The sequence below is a fragment of the Allobosea sp. FW305-C-101 genome (genome assembly GCF_058783685.1).
The window spans coordinates 774,865-789,695 of record NZ_JBYSYT010000001.1 but is presented as its reverse complement, the minus strand read 5'-3'; the positions used below and the strand labels follow the sequence as shown (position 1 = coordinate 789,695).

Genomic DNA, 14,831 nt, shown 5'->3' with positions numbered 1-14,831 from the left:
CTGCCTTTAGAAGGTCCGGCTGCCAGTTCGGCCTCTCACATTCTGACCGGATGCCTGTCTCCATGCCCGTTACAAGGCGCGCCTTTTCATGCCGTTCGCTGGCCCTCGCCGCGTTCCTGCCGCTCGGCCTCGCCGCTTGCGCGCAGAGCGAGGCGAGCGTGTCGCCCTTTTCCGAGCCCGAGCGCGCCGACACCTCGGCGCTCGGCAAGGACCCGCGGCTGCTCGTCGTAACGACGCGCCGGTCGACGGGTAACGCCACGCCCTATTTCAACACGGATCGCGGCCCGCTGACCTTTGCCGAGGTCAGACTGTCGCCGCCCGGGCGCGGCATTTCGGGCCGGGTCTCCTCGGCGGTGAGCGGCGACTGGGCGGTGCTCGGCGTTTCGCGCGAGACGTCGGGGGATGCGGCGCGGGCCTTCGCGGACGCTGCGAACGGACGCGACGTCCTGCTCTACATCCACGGCTTCAACGAGACTTTCGAGACAGCTGCGCGCAGCGCCGGCCAGCTCTCGCATTCGCTGGAATTCCAGGGCCGCACGGCGTTGTTCACCTGGCCCTCCGGCGGCAAACTCTTCGACTACGCCTATGATCGCGAGAGCGCGCTCTGGTCGCGCGACGGCTTCGTCCAGGCGCTGCAGGCGCTCGTCGCCAACCCGACCGTCGGCCGCATCCATATCGTCGCCCATTCGATGGGCACTTTCCTGACGCTGGAAGGCCTGCGAGAGCTGCGCGATTCCCAGGAGATCTACGCCCGGATCGGCTCGGTCGTGCTGGCCTCGCCCGATGTCGATATCGACGCCTTCGAGCAGACGGTGAAGAAGCTCGGGCCGCTGGCGCAGCGCATGACCGTGATCATTGATCCCGGCGACCGGGCACTGGCCGTCTCCGCCCGTATCGCCGGCGGTGTCGCGCGCGCCGGTGCGGCGGATCGCTCGCGGTTGGAAGCCTTGGGCGTCAGGGTCGCCGATACCTCCGGGCGCGGCTGGAGCATGCTGCGTCATGATCTCTTCCTGTCCAACAGCGAGGTCACGCAGGTCGTGCGCCGCGCCATGGATCGCGGCGGCTAGAGGAGCGGGCGAAATGAAGAGGCTTGGCAGGAGAGCGGTGGTCGTCGCGCTGGCGCTGGGCCTTGGGCTTTCCGCCGCCTCTGCCGAGACGCCGGCGCTTTTCGCCGGGACCGGCTCGGCCGAGGGCAGCTATTCTGACCCGCTGCCGGCGACCATCGCGGTGTCGACCTATGCGCCGCCGGTTTGCGCCGCCAAGCCATGCCCATTGCTGATCGCGGTCCACGGAATGGGCCGCAATGCGAAGGGCGCCCGCGATGCCTGGAAGGCTGCCGCCGACCGGGCCGGTTTCCTCGTCCTGGCGCCTCACTTCGACAAGGATCAGTTTCCGAGCCGCCGCTTCCAGCAGGGCGGGGTGCGCGGCGAGCCGGACAAGGCGAAATGGACCTTCGGCCTGATCGAGCGGCTGTTCGACGCCGCCCGCGCCAGCGGCCGTGTTGCCGGCGACAGCTATACGATCTTCGGGCACTCGGCCGGTGCCCAGTTCGTGCATCGCATGGTCATGCTGATGCCGGAGGCGCGCATCGCGACGGCGGCCGTGGCGAATGCCGGCTACTACACGCTGCCAGCTCTCGCTGGCGAGCGTGCCTATCCGTATTCGCTCAAGGGTACGCCTGCCACCGATGCCACTCTGGCCCGTGCCCTCGTCAAGCCGATGCTGGTCATGATCGGTGATCAGGACATCGATCCCAATCATCACCAGCTCAACAAATCCCGCGGCGCCGAGGAGCAGGGCGCGACCCGCTTCGCACGCGGCGAGCATTTCATGGCCACGGCTCGCGACGAAGCGCGCCGCCTCGGGGTGACGCTGCGCTGGCGGGAGGTCGTCGTGCCCGGCGTGGCGCATCAGCAGAGCGGCATGGCCAAGGCTGCGGCGGCCGAGCTGTTCGGCGCCCGCTGAGAGCTTTTAGACTGGCGGCAAGCCGGAGCGCTTCTTGATCGTCGCCAGCGCAAAATTGGATTCGACCGACTGGATGCATTTCAGTCGCGTCGCCTTCTGCTTCAGGAAGCGCTCATAGCCCTCGATGCCGTCGGTGACGACGCGCAGCAGGTAATCCTGCGAGCCGGTCATCAGGTAGCACTCCGCCACCTCGCTCCAGCTTTCGACGGCTTTCTCGAATTCGGATATCTGTTCCTGGTTCTGCTGGGTGAGACGCACCGAGACGAAGACGCTGAAGGGCAGCCCATAAGCCTTGGGGTCGACGACGGCCGTGTAGCCCTGGATGACACCGGTCTCTTCCAGCCGCTTCAGGCGCCGGAGGCAGGGCGTTGGCGACAGCCCGACGCGCTGCGACAGGTCCTGATTGGTGATGCGCCCGTCCTCGCGCAGCACGGCGAGAATCCGGCGGTCGATGCTGTCGAGCACGATATGCTCCATCCCTGTCAAAATTGAGCAGAAAGCTGCTCAGGGCACATTAGGATGATGCTGATCGGCCAAGCAATGGCGCGATGATGGGAATAATCTGGTGGCAGAAAACGGCCTGCGTCGCAGGATCGCAAGGGAGACGGCCATGAGCGAAGACAATTACCACAAGGACCGGATCGCCAACCGCAAGCTCCATCCCGAGACGCTGATGATGGGCTTCGGCTATTCGCCGGCCATGTCGGAAGGCTCGCTCAAGCCGCCGGTCTTCCTGACCTCGACCTTCGTTTTCGAGAACGCCCAGCAGGGCAAGGACTTCTTCGATTTCACCTCGGGCCGGCGCCAGCCGAAGCCCGGCGAGAAGCCCGGCCTCGTCTATTCGCGCTTCAACCACCCCAACATGGAAATCCTCGAGGATCGCCTGGCGATCTGGGACGAGGCCGAGAAATGCGCGGTCTTCGCCTCCGGCATGGCGGCGATCGCCACCACCTGCTTCGCCTTCCTGCGGCCGGGCGATACGATCCTGCATTCGCGCCCGCTCTATGGCGGCACCGAGACCCTGCTCAAGAACCAGATGGGCGCCTTCGGCGTCACGCCCTTCGGCTTCACCGACGGGCTCGACATCGAGCAGATGCGTGATGTCGCCCGCGCCGCTGCCGCCAAGGGCCGCGTCGCGATGATCCTGGTCGAGACCCCGGCCAACCCGACCAACGGTCTCGTCGATCTCGCAGCCTGCAAGATGATCGCCGACGAACTGGAGAAGTCGCAGGGCCATCGCCCGCCTGTCGTCGTCGACAACACCATGCTCGGCCCGAAATACCAGAAGCCGCTGAAGCAAGGCGCCGACCTCTCGCTGCTTTCGCTGACGAAATATGTCGGTGGCCATTCCGATCTCGTCGGCGGCTCGATCAGCGGCTCCGAGGCGCTGGTGCGGCAGGTGAAGGCCTGGCGCGGCTCGCTCGGCACGCAGGCCGATCCGAATTCCTGCTGGATGCTGATGCGCTCGCTGGAGACGCTCGACATCCGCATGAGCCGCGCCAACGAGAACGCCAAGCTCGTGGCGGAGTATCTGGAGAGCCATCCGAAGGTCGCTCGTGTCCACTATCTCGGCAATCTTGCGGATGGCGACCCGCGCAAGGCCGTCTTCGACCGCCAGTGCACGGCGGCGGGCTCGACCTTCGCCTTCGACGTCAAGGGCGGCGAGAAGGAGGCTTTCGCGCTGCTCGACCATCTCCAGATCATGAAGCTCGCGGTCAGCCTCGGCGGCACCGAGACGCTGGTCTCGCACCCGGCCGCGATGACCCATTCCGGCGTCGCCCGTGAAATGCGCGAGGAGATCGGCCTGACCGACGCGCTGATTCGCATCTCCGTCGGTATCGAGAATATTGAAGACCTGATCTCGGATCTGGCGCAGGCTTTCGAGGCGGTCTGACCACTTCTGTGTCCTAAACCCCGACCCGTCCCCAGCCCGGCAGCTTCAGCGCCGGGCTGCGCAGGTCGAGCCCGGCGACGAGGCCGAGCAGGTTGATCTCGATACCCTCGACCCAGCCCACGGTCACACCGGCAAGCCCGTAGAGCGAGGCCTGGATGCCGGTGCGGCTGGCCGTCAGCCCGGCGAAGAGCCCATCGGCGCGCCAGTCTTTGCCCAGCGCGGTCGGCGGTAGCGCCTGCCGGAGCTCCGGCACCTCCGCCAGGACATGCTGGACGAAGCTGTTCGAGTTCGGCCCCGGCCAGGCGAGATAGCTGCCGGGGCTGGAATAGGCGTAGTCAGCCACCGCGGCGCGGATGCGCGGGATCAAACGCTCGGCCGCCTCACCGCGAATTTCCGCGACAGGCTCCGGCATGTTGCCGAACCAGCGGCCATCGGCATCGCGATGGTTGACCCGGACCGGCGCGCCCCAGCCGACGACATCGAAGCGGGTATAGGCGGAAGCGCCACGCTCCTTCACCACGACCCAGGAATGGTGGGCGAAGATGCCGCGCCAGCGCCCGACACGCGCGGCAAAGACGTGCACGGTCGCTTCGGGCTCGACGGAAGCCGCCGGCAGGAGCTTGGCGCTCGTCCAGTCGGCGCGCTGCCAGTTCGGTGCATGCGCCTGCCAGTACCACCAGCCCGCATGGCTCGCGAGCGGCAGCAGGAAGGCGATCGCGAAGAACAGCAGGAAGCGGCGGAACAGGCGCATGCGGTACGGTATGTGCATGACGGTGGGGGCCGGCAAGGCTGCCGCCGTTCACGCTTGCGTCAGGCGCAGCTTGCCTGTGCGCGGGCATCCGGTCGCGCCCGATCGCGGTTGATGCCGGGGGGAAAGCTGGTAGCGTGCGCGCGCCAACACGATGGAGGGGCGGATTGGGTAGGGCGACGAAGCGACTGACCGAGGCGATTGCCGCTTGCGCGATCGGACTGGGACTTCTGGCCACGCCGGTGGCCGCGCAGGACAAGCAACTGCGCATCTTCAACTGGTCTGATTATGTCGATCCGGAGGTGCTCGATGCCTTCAAAAAGGAAACCGGCATTACCGTCGTCTACGACACCTTCGACCAGATGGAGACGGTCGAGACCAAGCTTCTCGCCGGCAAGACCGGCTACGACCTGATCGTCGTCACCGCCTCCTTCCTGCCGCGCCACATTCCGCTGGGCCTCTACCAGCCGGTCGACAAGGACAAGGCGCCGAACCTCAAAAACCTCTGGCCGGACATCCAGACAAGGCTCTCGAAATACGATCCCGGCAACAAATACGCCGTGAACTACATGTGGGGCACTACGGGGATCGGCTACAACACCGCCAAGATCAAGGAGCGCCTCGGCCCCGACGCGGTGATCGACAGCTGGAAGGTTGTTTTCGAGCCGGAAACGCTGAAGAAGCTCTCGAACTGCGGCGTCCACGTGCTCGACGCTGTCGAGGAGATGTTCCCGGCGGCTTTGCGCTATCTCGGGCTCGATCCCGACTCGAAGAACGAGGCCGATCTGAACAAGGCCGGCGAGCTCCTGCGCAAGATCCGCCCGCACATCCAGAAGTTCCACTCGTCGGAATATATCAACGCCCTGGCGAACGGCGATATCTGCCTGGCGGTCGGCTATTCCGGCGACATTCTTCAGGCGAAGAAGCGGGCCGAGGAAGCCAAGAACGGCGTCCAGATCGCCTATTCGATCCCGAAGGAAGGCGCGCTGATGTGGTTCGACTCCCTGGTGATCCCGAAGGATGCCGGCAATGTTGAGGCTGCCCTGAAGTTCATCGACTTCGTCAACAAGCCCGCCATGGCCGCGAAGAACTCGGACTTCATCCAGTACGCCAACGGTAATATCGCCTCGAAGCCGTTCCTCTCGGCGGCGGTGCGCGACAATCCCGGCATCTATCCGTCGGACGCGGTGATGGCGCGGCTCTATACGATCACGCCCTATGACCAGAAGGCCCAGCGGCTGGTGAACCGGCTCTGGACTCGCGTCAAGACCGGCAAGTGACCAGCGTCGGACAGGTCACGGGCACCATGAAGAAGAGCTCGCCCGGCAGTGTGCGCCGGGCCTTCCAGCCCTGGAACGACCCGGCGGCGAAGCCGCTCGTCGCGTTCCAGGGCGTGACCAAGCGCTTCGGCGGCGTCACCGCGGTGGGCGACCTTTCGCTTTCGCTCTATCCGCGCGAATTCTTCGCGCTGCTCGGGCCATCCGGCTGCGGCAAGACCACGCTGATGCGCATGCTTGCCGGCTTCGAGACGCCCGATGCCGGCACGATCCTGCTCGACGGGCAGGACATCACCGGCATCCCGCCGCATCTGCGGCCGATCAACATGATGTTCCAGTCCTATGCGCTGTTCCCGCATCTCAGCGTGGCCGGCAACATTGCGTATGGGCTGAAACGGGAAGGGCTGCCGCGCGCCGAGATCGACCGGCGCGTCGAGGAGATGCTGGCGCTAGTCAAGCTCTCCGGCTTCGGCGGGCGCAAGCCGCACCAGCTCTCCGGCGGCCAGCGCCAGCGCGTCGCGCTTGCCCGTTCGTTGGCCAAGCGGCCGAAGCTTCTGCTGCTCGACGAGCCGATGGCGGCGCTCGACAAGAAGCTGCGCGAGCAGACCCAATTCGAATTGATGGACCTGCAGAGCGAGCTTGGCCTCACCTTCATGGTCGTCACCCACGACCAGGACGAGGCCATGACCATGGCCGACCGCATGGCGGTGATGGATCATGGCAAGCTCGTCCAGATCGGCCCGCCGGATGTGATCTACGAGGCGCCGGCCAATCGCCACGTCGCGGAATTCGTCGGCGATATCAACATCTTCGATGGGCGGATCGTAGCCGTCGAGGGCGAGTTGGTTCGGGCTGAGATGCCGCATGTCGGCATTGTCGAGCTCGACGAGGAGGCGCCAGCGCTGCAGCCGGGCGAGCCGCTCGTCGTCGGCATTCGGCCGGAGAAGATCGAGATCGGCCATGACGAACCGGAGCAAGTCGTCAACAAGGTCGCGGGCGAGATCTGGGACATCGGCTATCTCGGCGATTTCACCATGATCCAGGTGATGCTCGGCGGCGAGGGCGGCCAGCTCGTCAAGGTCGCGCTGGCCAACCGCACGCGTCGGCTGGCCCGGCCCTTCGCCTGGGATGACAGGGTCTGGCTCTCCTGGGATGTCGAGGCCGGCGTGGTGCTGCCGCCATGAGGGGCGTAGGGGCAGGGGCGTCATTCTCGGGCGAAGCGAAGCGCAGACCCGAGAATCTCTGGCAGGACGAGGCGCTGGAGCCCTTCTTGTCACGAGATGCTCGGGTCAAGCCCGAGCATGACGGTGGGGCCATGCCATGAGCGCGGTCGCTTCGCTGCAGCGGCTGCGGCGCCTCGTCGTGGCCGTGCCCTATCTCTGGCTGACGCTGTTCTTCCTCGCGCCCTTCGCCATCGTGCTGCGCATGGCCTTCTCGCAGGCCGCGACCGCTCTCCCGCCCTATCAGCCGCATTGGGAAGGTCTGGCCCAGCTCGGCGAATTCCTCTCCCAGCTCGACCTCGCGAATTTCAGCCTGCTCGGCGACGACGCGCTCTACTGGCAGAGCTATCTCTATTCCCTGCGCATCGCGGCGCTGACGACCGTCTTCGCTCTCGCGATCGGCTATCCGCTGGCTTACGCCATGGCATCAGTGCCCGCGCGCTGGCGCGGCATCCTGCTCGTCTTCGTCATCCTGCCGTTTTGGACCTCCTTCCTGATCCGCGTCTACGCCTGGATCGGAATCTTGAGGCCGGACGGATTGCTCGATGCGGCGCTCGCTTTCCTGGGCCTTGAGGCCGAGCCGCTTCGTCTCCTCAACACCGAGACGGCCGTGCTGCTCGGCATGGTCTATTCCTATTTGCCCTTCATGGTGCTGCCGCTCTTCGCGACGCTGGAAAAGCTCGATCGCGGTCTGCTGGAGGCGGCCGCCGATCTCGGCGCCACGCCGGTCACGGCCTTCCTGACGGTGACCCTGCCGCTCTCGCTGCCGGGCATCCTGGCCGGCTCGGCGCTGGTCTTCATCCCGGCGGTCGGCGAGTTCGTCATCCCCGATCTGCTCGGCGGCCCCGATACCGTGATGATCGGCAAGGTGCTGTGGAGCGAATTCTTCTCGAACCGCGACTGGCCCTTGGCTTCGGCGGTGGCGGTCGTGCTGCTGGTCGTGCTGGTGCTGCCGCTCGTCCTGCTCCAGCGTGCTCGCCTGAGCCGCGAGGGGGCGGCATGAGCCGGCTCGGCCCCGGATTGATCCTCGCGCTGATCGTCGGCTTTGCCTTCCTCTACCTGCCGATCCTGACGTTGATCGCCTATTCCTTCAACGCTTCGCGGCTGGTGACGGTCTGGGGCGGCTTCTCGACGCATTGGTATGGCGCGCTGATGCAGAACCAGCCGCTGCTCGACGCCGCCTGGCTCTCGATCCGCCTCGGCTTCGTCTCGGCGACATTGGCGACGGTCCTCGGCACGTTGGCGGCGCTGGCTCTGGCGCGGCATGGCCGCTTCATCGGGCGCACGATGTTTTCCGGCATGGTGCTGGCGCCGCTCGTCATGCCCGAGGTGGTGACGGGCCTGTCGCTGCTGCTGCTCTTCGTGGCCGTCGATGTCGAGCGCGGCTTCTGGACGGTCACGATTGCGCACGCGACCTTCAGCCTCGGCTTCGCCTGTATCGTCGTGCAGTCGCGGCTCGCCGGTTTCGACCGCTCACTGGAAGAGGCCGCGCAGGATCTCGGCGCCACCCCCTTCGTTACCTTCTGGACAGTGACCCTGCCGCTGATCTGGCCAGCGGTGGCGGCTGCCTGGATGCTCGCCTTCACGCTCTCGCTCGACGACCTTGTCATCGCGAGCTTCACGACGGGGCCCGGCGCGACGACGCTGCCGATGCGGCTCTATTCGGCGGTCAAGCTCGGCGTCTCCCCCGAGATCAACGCCGCCTGCACGATCATGATCGGGGCCGTCGCCGTCGTCGTGATCGCGGCCTCGCTGCTTTTGAAGCGCGAGCAACTGGCCGGCAGTTAAACGGCGGCTGAACGGCGCCCTCAAAGCCCGTTCAGCCACGACCTGCGAATGTCCGATCCGTGGCAGGGCGAACCCTGCCGGAACAGGACATGAGACCATGTTTGGCAATCGCGCCCGGATCGGTTTGGCAGCGCTCGTGCTCAGCGGTGCCGTGCTCGCAGGCTCGGCCTTCGCCGGGGTCGGCGAGGCCCAGGCCTTCGGTGGCTATGAGCGTTCCTATGATCGCCCGTCCTACGGCTATGGCTGGCGCCCGGCGCCGCCCGCCGTCCACGGCTTCTGGGGCCAGCGCCGCTGGCATCGCTATTCCGACGGTTACGGCTCGCGGCCGCCTCCGCCGCGCTACGGCTATGGTCACGGCTGGCGGTAAGTGTCGCCACGTCGGTCGTGATCATGGGGCGGGCGCTACCAGCTGGCAGCGCCCGCCTTCTTTTATTCCGCAGCCGTCCGCTGAGCGTAACCAAGGCGCTGGTTGAGCTCCTGAAGGAGCTTCTCGGCGGCGTCCGCAATGACCGTGCCGGGCGGGAAGATCGCCGAGGCGCCGGCTTCGATCAGCGCGTCGAAATCCTGCGGCGGGATGACGCCGCCGACCACGATCATGATGTCGGGGCGGCCGGCCTTGGCCAGCGCCGCCTTTAGCTCCGGCACCAGCGTGAGGTGGCCTGCCGCCAGCGAGGAGACGCCGACGATATGGACGTCGTTCTCGACCGCCTGACGCGCTGCCTCGTCGGGCGTCGCGAAGAGGGGGCCGATATCGACGTCGAAACCGAGATCGGCGAAGGCCGAGGCGATGACCTTCTGGCCACGATCGTGCCCGTCCTGGCCCATCTTGGCGACGAGGATGCGCGGGCGGCGCCCATCCGCTTCCTCGAAATCCTGGCATAGCAGCTGGACGCGCGTCACGGCTGGGTTCATCTCGCCGACCTCCCGCTTGTAGACGCCCGAGATCGCCTTGATCTCGGCCCGGTGGCGTCCAAAGACCTGCTCCATCGCCATGGAAATCTCGCCGACGGTGGCCTTGGCACGGGCGGCCTTGACCGCGAGATCGAGCAGGTTGCCGTTGCCGGCCGCGCCATTGGTCAGCGCGGTCAGGGCGGCCTGCACTTCGGTCTCGCTGCGCTCGGCCTTGAGGCGCCTGAGCTTGTCGAGCTGCTGGGCGCGCACCGCGGCATTGTCGACCTTGAGCACGTCGATCGTCGCCTCGTTGTCGGGCTTGTAGCAGTTGACGCCGATGATCGCCTGCTGGCCGCCATCGATGCGGGCCTGGGTCTTGGCGGCGGCCTCCTCGATGCGCAGCTTCGGGATTCCGGCCTCGATCGCCTTGGCCATGCCCCCTAATTTCTCGACCTCCTGGATATGGCCCCAGGCCTTCTCGGCAAGTTCCGCAGTGAGCCGCTCGACATAATAAGAGCCGCCCCACGGGTCGATGATCCGTGTCGTGCCGCTCTCCTGCTGCAGCAGGATCTGGGTGTTGCGGGCGATGCGGGCCGAGAAATCGGTCGGCAGCGCCAGCGCCTCGTCGAGTGCGTTGGTGTGCAGCGACTGGGTGTGCCCCTGTGTCGCCGCCATCGCCTCGATCATGGTGCGCGGCACGTTGTTGAACACATCCTGCGCCGTCAGTGACCAGCCCGAAGTCTGGCAATGGGTCCGCAGCGGCAGGGACTTCTCGTTCTGCGCCCCGAAATCCTTGACCAGCTTCGCCCAGATCAGGCGCGCGGCGCGCATCTTGGCGACTTCCATGAAGAAGTTCATGCCGATCGCCCAGAAGAAGGACAGGCGCGGTGCGAACACGTCGACCGAGAGCCCCGCGCGCTGGCCGGCACGGATATACTCGACGCCGTCGGCCAGCGTGTAGCCGAGCTCGAGGTCCTGCGTCGCCCCGGCCTCCTGCATGTGGTAGCCGGAGATCGAGATCGAGTTGAATTTCGGCATGTTCGCCGAGGTGAAGGCGAAGATGTCGCCGATGATCCGCATCGAGGGCGAGGGCGGGTAGATATAGGTGTTGCGGACCATGAACTCCTTGAGGATGTCGTTCTGGATGGTCCCCGAGAGCTGGGCCTGCGGCACGCCCTGTTCTTCCGCCGCGACGATATAGAGCGCCAGTACCGGCAGGACGGCGCCGTTCATCGTCATCGACACGCTCATCTGGTCGAGCGGGATGCCGGAGAATAGCGTGCGCATGTCGTAGATCGAGTCGATCGCGACGCCGGCCATGCCGACATCGCCGCCGACACGCGGATGGTCGCTGTCATAGCCGCGATGGGTGGCGAGGTCGAAGGCGACCGAGAGCCCCTTCTGCCCGGCGGCGAGATTGCGCCGGTAGAAGGCGTTGGAATCCTCGGCCGTGGAGAAGCCGGCATATTGCCGGATCGTCCAGGGCTGGTTGACATACATGGTCGGGTAGGGGCCGCGCAGATAGGGCGCGATGCCCGGCAGCGTCTCGACAAAGGGCAGGCCGTCACGGTCTGCCGCCGTGTAGACCGGCTTGACCGGGATGTCCTCGGGCGTTTGCCAGGCTTCGCCGGTGGGCAGCGCGCCCTGCGCAGGCCGTGCCGATCCGGCGAAGGACAGCTTCGTGAAATCCGGGATCGCGGTCATGCCCGTGCCTCCAGTTTCGCCAAGGTCCGGCGCCGTTTCGCCAGCGCCGCTTCGAGTTTTCTGCGCTTGTCCGACGGGGCGTCGCTCTTGTCGCTGTCGCTGAAGTCGAGTCCGCCGATATGGCCTTCAAAGAGGATCGCCAGAAGCAGGGAGACGATGATTACCGGAATCCAGAGCGTATAGCGACCAAGCCACCAGGCAAACGCCGCCGTGCCGAGGCAGGCTGCTGCGACGGCGAGCGGATGATACATGAAATAGTGCAGCTTCGCCGCGACACCGATCAGCAAGAGCGCAATCAGGCCCACCGCGACCAGCGTATCGATGATGGCCCCGCGCCAGAGCTGGCCGTCCGTATGCTCCAGCAACGCGATTTCACGCCGCAATCTTTCGATGCGGCGCCGGCGCAGCACCGAGAGGGAACCGGACGAGGCCGCCATCGCGCTCACGCCTTGTCCCACCAATGGTGGAAATGGTGCACCGGTCCGTGGCCGTGGCCAACCGCGACCTGATCGGCCGCGGCGATGGCGGCGGAGATATAGGTCTTGGCGTGGCCGACGGCTTCCGGCAGTGCCAGTCCCTTGGCGAGATTGGCCGCGATGGCTGAGGACAATGTGCAGCCCGTGCCGTGCGTGTTGCGCGTCGCGAGGCGGGGTGCGTTGAAGCGCTGGCGTGCGCCGCCTGAGAGCAGCAGGAGGTCGCTGCTGATCTCGCCGGTGCCGTGGCCGCCCTTGACCAGGACGTTCGCCGCCCCCAGCGATGCGAGTTTCTCGGCCTGCTCGTCCATCGCCTGATCGGTCTCGGCCATGCTGGAGCCGAGCAGGGCGGCGGCTTCCGGCAGGTTCGGCGTGATCAGGGTCGCCAATGGGAAGAGATGCGTGCGGATCGCGTCTACCGCCGATGTTTCAAGCAGCCGCGCGCCGGAGGCGGCGATCATGACGGGATCGAGCACGACATTCTTCGCGCCATGGCGCTTCAGGCCGGCCGCGACGGTCTCGATCAGCTCCGCCGTCGCCAGCATGCCGATCTTGACCGCGCCGACGTCGAGGTCCTCGAAGACGGCGTCCATCTGCTGGGCGACGAAATCGCGCGGCACGGCATGGATGGCGCTGACACCTTTCGTGTTCTGCGCGGTTAGCGCGACGATGACGCTGGCGCCATAGACCTGATGCGCGGCGAACGTTTTGAGATCGGCCTGGATACCGGCGCCGCCGCTCGAATCCGAACCGGCGATGGTGAGGGCGATGGCAGTCAAACTCTTGTCTCCGGTCAGGCGCCTGTGACGGCCTGCGCTTGCGTGAGCGTCTCGACCACGTCGCAGCCCATATAGATGAAGGTGGCGATGCCGGCCTTGTTCAAGGCTTCGGTCTCGGCCGGGCGCCCGGCGAGCCAGACCGTCGCTCCAGCCTTCGTAAGCGCTTCGGTAGCTGCGGCGCCTTCGGCAGCATAGGCAGCGTCCGAGCCGCAGAGGCAGGCGAGCTTCGCGCCCGAGGCGCGGAAGGCGCCAACGAGAGCGTCGAGATCGGTGGCGCCATCCTTGGCGAAGCCGTCGCCTGACGGAGCCGCGAGTCCGCCGGCCTCGAACAGGTTGCGGGCAAAGCCGGAGCGCGCCGTGAAATCGGCGATCGGGCCGAGCGTCGCCAGGAAGACGACCGGGCGCTGCGGCTGGGCATCGGCCTTGTCGCGCAAAGCCTCGAACGGTTCCGCCAGCCGGAGCGAGGGCAGGGGCTCTGCGTGCAGGCCCGTGGCGGGGGCGGCCAGCGCGTCGGCCCGGCCGGCGCCGCCGACGAAGGAGCGGATGATCTCGCCCTGGTTCCGCTCGGCGAGGCTGCCTTGCACGCGCTTGCCGTCGAGCTTGACCGGCGCGATGGCAAGCACCTTGGCCGTTTCCTCGCGAATGTTCGGGAATTCGCTGGTGCCGGTGATCGGTTCGCGGCGCGTCGCCACGGCCTTGGCGCGGGCGGTACGTTGTTCGGCGAGCGCCTTCTGGAGATGGCCGTTGACCAGCGCTGCGACGATGCCGCCGAGATCGCCGCTGCGCTGCCGTTCGATCTCCTGGAAGGCCTGCCAGCCCTGCTCGCAGAGGGTCTGCGTCAGCGTCTCGAAGCCGCCGGCACCGGCGGCGGGATCGGCGACGCGCCAGAGATTGCTCTCTTCGAGCAGGATGAGCTGGGTGTTGCGGGCGACGCGGCGCGCGAAGACATCGGGCAGGCCGAGCGCGGCGGTAAAGGGCTGGACGGCGATCGAATCGGCGCCGCCGACGCCTGCCGCGAAGGCCGCGACCGTGCCGCGCAGCAGGTTGACGTTCGGATCGCGCTTCGTCAGCGAGCGCCACGCCGTTTCCGCATGGATGCGGGCGGGTTTCGGCGTCAGGCCGCAGGCTTGCTGGACGCGGTTCCAGAGCAGGCGCGCGGCGCGGAATTTGGCCACCGTCAGGAACTCGTCGGTATCCGCGACCAGCGTGAAGGCCAGCGTATCGCGGGCCTCGGACAGAGTCATACCCTGTGCTTCGAGCGCGCGCAGATAGGCAACCGACGTGGCAAGCACCGCGCCAAGCTCCTGCGCCTCGCTCCCACCGGCCTCATGATAGGGCCGGCTGTCGACCTCGATGAACGGCCCGGCGAAGCCATGCTCCTTGAGGGTACGGATGGTCGCCCCCAGCCGACGGCCGAGTTCGGGCCAGGGTGCCGCCAGCGAGCCACGGCTGGCGAAGACGCCGATCGGGTCGAGGCCGAACGAAACGGAAATCTCACTTGCTGCGTGGCCGCGCTTCTCGATCAGGGCGGCGAGCAGCAGGGCATTGATCCGGCCTTGCGGGGCCGGATCGAGCCGCAGATGGATCAGGTCCAGCATCACGCCGTCAAGCGCGGCGTCGAGCGTCGCGACGTCGTCGGCGATCAGGCCGTAGCCGCGCGCCGCCAACGCCCCGGCGAAGCTGATGGTGAGCGTGTCGGCGCCGCCTTCGAGGTCGGCGAGGGCGAGCGCCCGCGCCTCGCCCGGCTGCGGATGGTCGAGCCTGCCCGCGACATGCCAGCGCCCGGTCTCGGCACGCAGGGCGCGCTGGGGCGCCGCGGCGGCGGGATAGAGCGGTTCGATGCGGATGCCGTCGGCGGTGCGGCTGACGAGCTTCTTCTCGAAATCGGCACCCTTCAGGACCTTGTCGACCGCTGAGCGCCAGGCGTCATGCGACGGCGCCGCGAAAGCGTCGAGATAGGGAAGGTCGGATGGGGCAGCCGAGTTCATGCGCGCCGATACTCCTCTTCCGCATAGTGTGCAGCCGTGGAGCGCTGATTGCCATGGGCGCGCGCGCACCGCCATCCCTACTTCGTCGCAAGACAGGTGCGAGA

14 protein-coding genes are annotated in these 14,831 nt (G+C 66.8%); 8 read left to right on the top strand and 6 right to left on the bottom strand.

The genetic code is table 11. The annotated features are described in order from the left end of the window. Nucleotides 1-62 precede the first annotated feature (62 nt). Together AC3WMA_RS03770 and AC3WMA_RS03765 are read left to right on the top strand one after the other, a co-directional pair. Entirely contained in the window at nucleotides 63-1,067 is a 1,005-nt protein-coding gene (locus tag AC3WMA_RS03770) for an alpha/beta hydrolase (RefSeq protein ID WP_492284057.1), read from the top strand. Nucleotides 1,068-1,080: 13 nt separating this feature from the next. Continuing rightward, a complete protein-coding gene (locus AC3WMA_RS03765; RefSeq protein ID WP_492284056.1) occupies nucleotides 1,081-1,965 on the top strand; it encodes an alpha/beta hydrolase family protein in 885 nt (294 codons plus the stop codon). Nucleotides 1,966-1,971: 6 nt separating this feature from the next. On the opposite strand, the gene AC3WMA_RS03760 is transcribed toward AC3WMA_RS03765, so the two are convergent. Continuing rightward, a complete protein-coding gene (locus AC3WMA_RS03760; protein ID WP_061964482.1) occupies nucleotides 1,972-2,442 on the bottom strand; it encodes an Lrp/AsnC family transcriptional regulator in 471 nt (156 codons plus the stop codon). Between the two features lie 133 nt (nucleotides 2,443-2,575). Between AC3WMA_RS03760 and AC3WMA_RS03755 the strand changes: the two genes are divergently transcribed. Then, nucleotides 2,576-3,859, top strand: a complete 1,284-nt coding sequence (locus AC3WMA_RS03755) for a cystathionine gamma-synthase family protein (RefSeq protein ID WP_492284055.1) — start codon at nucleotides 2,576-2,578, stop codon at nucleotides 3,857-3,859. A gap of 13 nt (nucleotides 3,860-3,872) precedes the next feature. Here the strand turns inward: AC3WMA_RS03755 and AC3WMA_RS03750 are convergent, their stop codons facing one another. Further along, nucleotides 3,873-4,628 (bottom strand): DUF3750 domain-containing protein, encoded by a 756-nt coding sequence (locus tag AC3WMA_RS03750; protein ID WP_492284054.1) that lies wholly within the window; start codon nucleotides 4,626-4,628, stop codon nucleotides 3,873-3,875. Between the two features lie 146 nt (nucleotides 4,629-4,774). On the opposite strand from AC3WMA_RS03750, the gene AC3WMA_RS03745 reads away from it, so the two are divergent. The 5 genes from AC3WMA_RS03745 (at nucleotide 4,775) to AC3WMA_RS03725 (ending at nucleotide 9,259) form a co-directional block, all read left to right on the top strand. Beyond that, nucleotides 4,775-5,887: a polyamine ABC transporter substrate-binding protein gene (locus tag AC3WMA_RS03745; RefSeq protein WP_492284053.1), complete on the top strand. Its 1,113-nt coding sequence runs from the start codon at nucleotides 4,775-4,777 to the stop codon at nucleotides 5,885-5,887. A 26-nt stretch (nucleotides 5,888-5,913) separates the two neighbouring features. Next, complete coding sequence (locus AC3WMA_RS03740; protein WP_492284739.1) at nucleotides 5,914-7,068, top strand: ABC transporter ATP-binding protein; 1,155 nt, start codon at nucleotides 5,914-5,916, stop codon at nucleotides 7,066-7,068. 136 nt (nucleotides 7,069-7,204) lie between these two features. Continuing rightward, the gene (locus AC3WMA_RS03735; protein WP_492284052.1) at nucleotides 7,205-8,107 is read left to right on the top strand and encodes an ABC transporter permease; all 903 of its coding nucleotides are present in this window, start codon (nucleotides 7,205-7,207) and stop codon (nucleotides 8,105-8,107) included. After that, complete coding sequence (locus AC3WMA_RS03730; protein ID WP_492284051.1) at nucleotides 8,104-8,892, top strand: ABC transporter permease; 789 nt, start codon at nucleotides 8,104-8,106, stop codon at nucleotides 8,890-8,892. The genes AC3WMA_RS03735 and AC3WMA_RS03730 overlap by 4 nt, the downstream gene beginning before the upstream one ends. Nucleotides 8,893-8,989: 97 nt before the next feature. Next, nucleotides 8,990-9,259: a hypothetical protein gene (locus AC3WMA_RS03725; RefSeq protein WP_492284050.1), complete on the top strand. Its 270-nt coding sequence runs from the start codon at nucleotides 8,990-8,992 to the stop codon at nucleotides 9,257-9,259. A 62-nt stretch (nucleotides 9,260-9,321) separates the two neighbouring features. Here the strand turns inward: AC3WMA_RS03725 and scpA are convergent, their stop codons facing one another. Genes scpA through AC3WMA_RS03705 form a run of 4 tightly spaced genes read right to left on the bottom strand, consistent with a single transcriptional unit; the run spans nucleotide 9,322 to nucleotide 14,727 of the window. Then, a complete protein-coding gene (scpA, locus tag AC3WMA_RS03720) occupies nucleotides 9,322-11,487 on the bottom strand; it encodes a methylmalonyl-CoA mutase (RefSeq protein WP_492284049.1) in 2,166 nt (721 codons plus the stop codon). Further along, nucleotides 11,484-11,933, bottom strand: a complete 450-nt coding sequence (locus tag AC3WMA_RS03715; protein WP_492284048.1) for a hypothetical protein — start codon at nucleotides 11,931-11,933, stop codon at nucleotides 11,484-11,486. The genes scpA and AC3WMA_RS03715 overlap by 4 nt, the downstream gene beginning before the upstream one ends. Then, nucleotides 11,930-12,739 (bottom strand): bifunctional hydroxymethylpyrimidine kinase/phosphomethylpyrimidine kinase, encoded by an 810-nt coding sequence (thiD, locus tag AC3WMA_RS03710; RefSeq protein ID WP_492284047.1) that lies wholly within the window; start codon nucleotides 12,737-12,739, stop codon nucleotides 11,930-11,932. Before thiD ends, AC3WMA_RS03715 begins: the two co-directional genes overlap by 4 nt. A gap of 14 nt (nucleotides 12,740-12,753) precedes the next feature. Continuing rightward, nucleotides 12,754-14,727: a methylmalonyl-CoA mutase subunit beta gene (locus AC3WMA_RS03705; protein WP_492284046.1), complete on the bottom strand. Its 1,974-nt coding sequence runs from the start codon at nucleotides 14,725-14,727 to the stop codon at nucleotides 12,754-12,756. Nucleotides 14,728-14,831 lie beyond the last annotated feature (104 nt).

Excerpts from the sequence above, each read along its gene's own strand:
- AC3WMA_RS03755 (WP_492284055.1), top strand. The coding sequence starts at position 2,576 with ATGAGCGAAGACAATTACCACAAGGACCGGATCGCCAACCGCAAGCTC.
- AC3WMA_RS03735 (WP_492284052.1), top strand. The coding sequence starts at position 7,205 with ATGAGCGCGGTCGCTTCGCTGCAGCGGCTGCGGCGCCTCGTCGTGGCC.
- AC3WMA_RS03740 (WP_492284739.1), top strand. The coding sequence starts at position 5,914 with ATGAAGAAGAGCTCGCCCGGCAGTGTGCGCCGGGCCTTCCAGCCCTGG.
- AC3WMA_RS03760 (WP_061964482.1), bottom strand. The coding sequence starts at position 2,442 with ATGGAGCATATCGTGCTCGACAGCATCGACCGCCGGATTCTCGCCGTG.
- AC3WMA_RS03730 (WP_492284051.1), top strand. The coding sequence starts at position 8,104 with ATGAGCCGGCTCGGCCCCGGATTGATCCTCGCGCTGATCGTCGGCTTT.
- AC3WMA_RS03705 (WP_492284046.1), bottom strand. The coding sequence starts at position 14,727 with ATGAACTCGGCTGCCCCATCCGACCTTCCCTATCTCGACGCTTTCGCG.
- AC3WMA_RS03725 (WP_492284050.1), top strand. The coding sequence starts at position 8,990 with ATGTTTGGCAATCGCGCCCGGATCGGTTTGGCAGCGCTCGTGCTCAGC.
- scpA (WP_492284049.1), bottom strand. The coding sequence starts at position 11,487 with ATGACCGCGATCCCGGATTTCACGAAGCTGTCCTTCGCCGGATCGGCA.
- AC3WMA_RS03750 (WP_492284054.1), bottom strand. The coding sequence starts at position 4,628 with ATGCACATACCGTACCGCATGCGCCTGTTCCGCCGCTTCCTGCTGTTC.
- AC3WMA_RS03770 (WP_492284057.1), top strand. The coding sequence starts at position 63 with ATGCCCGTTACAAGGCGCGCCTTTTCATGCCGTTCGCTGGCCCTCGCC.
- AC3WMA_RS03765 (WP_492284056.1), top strand. The coding sequence starts at position 1,081 with ATGAAGAGGCTTGGCAGGAGAGCGGTGGTCGTCGCGCTGGCGCTGGGC.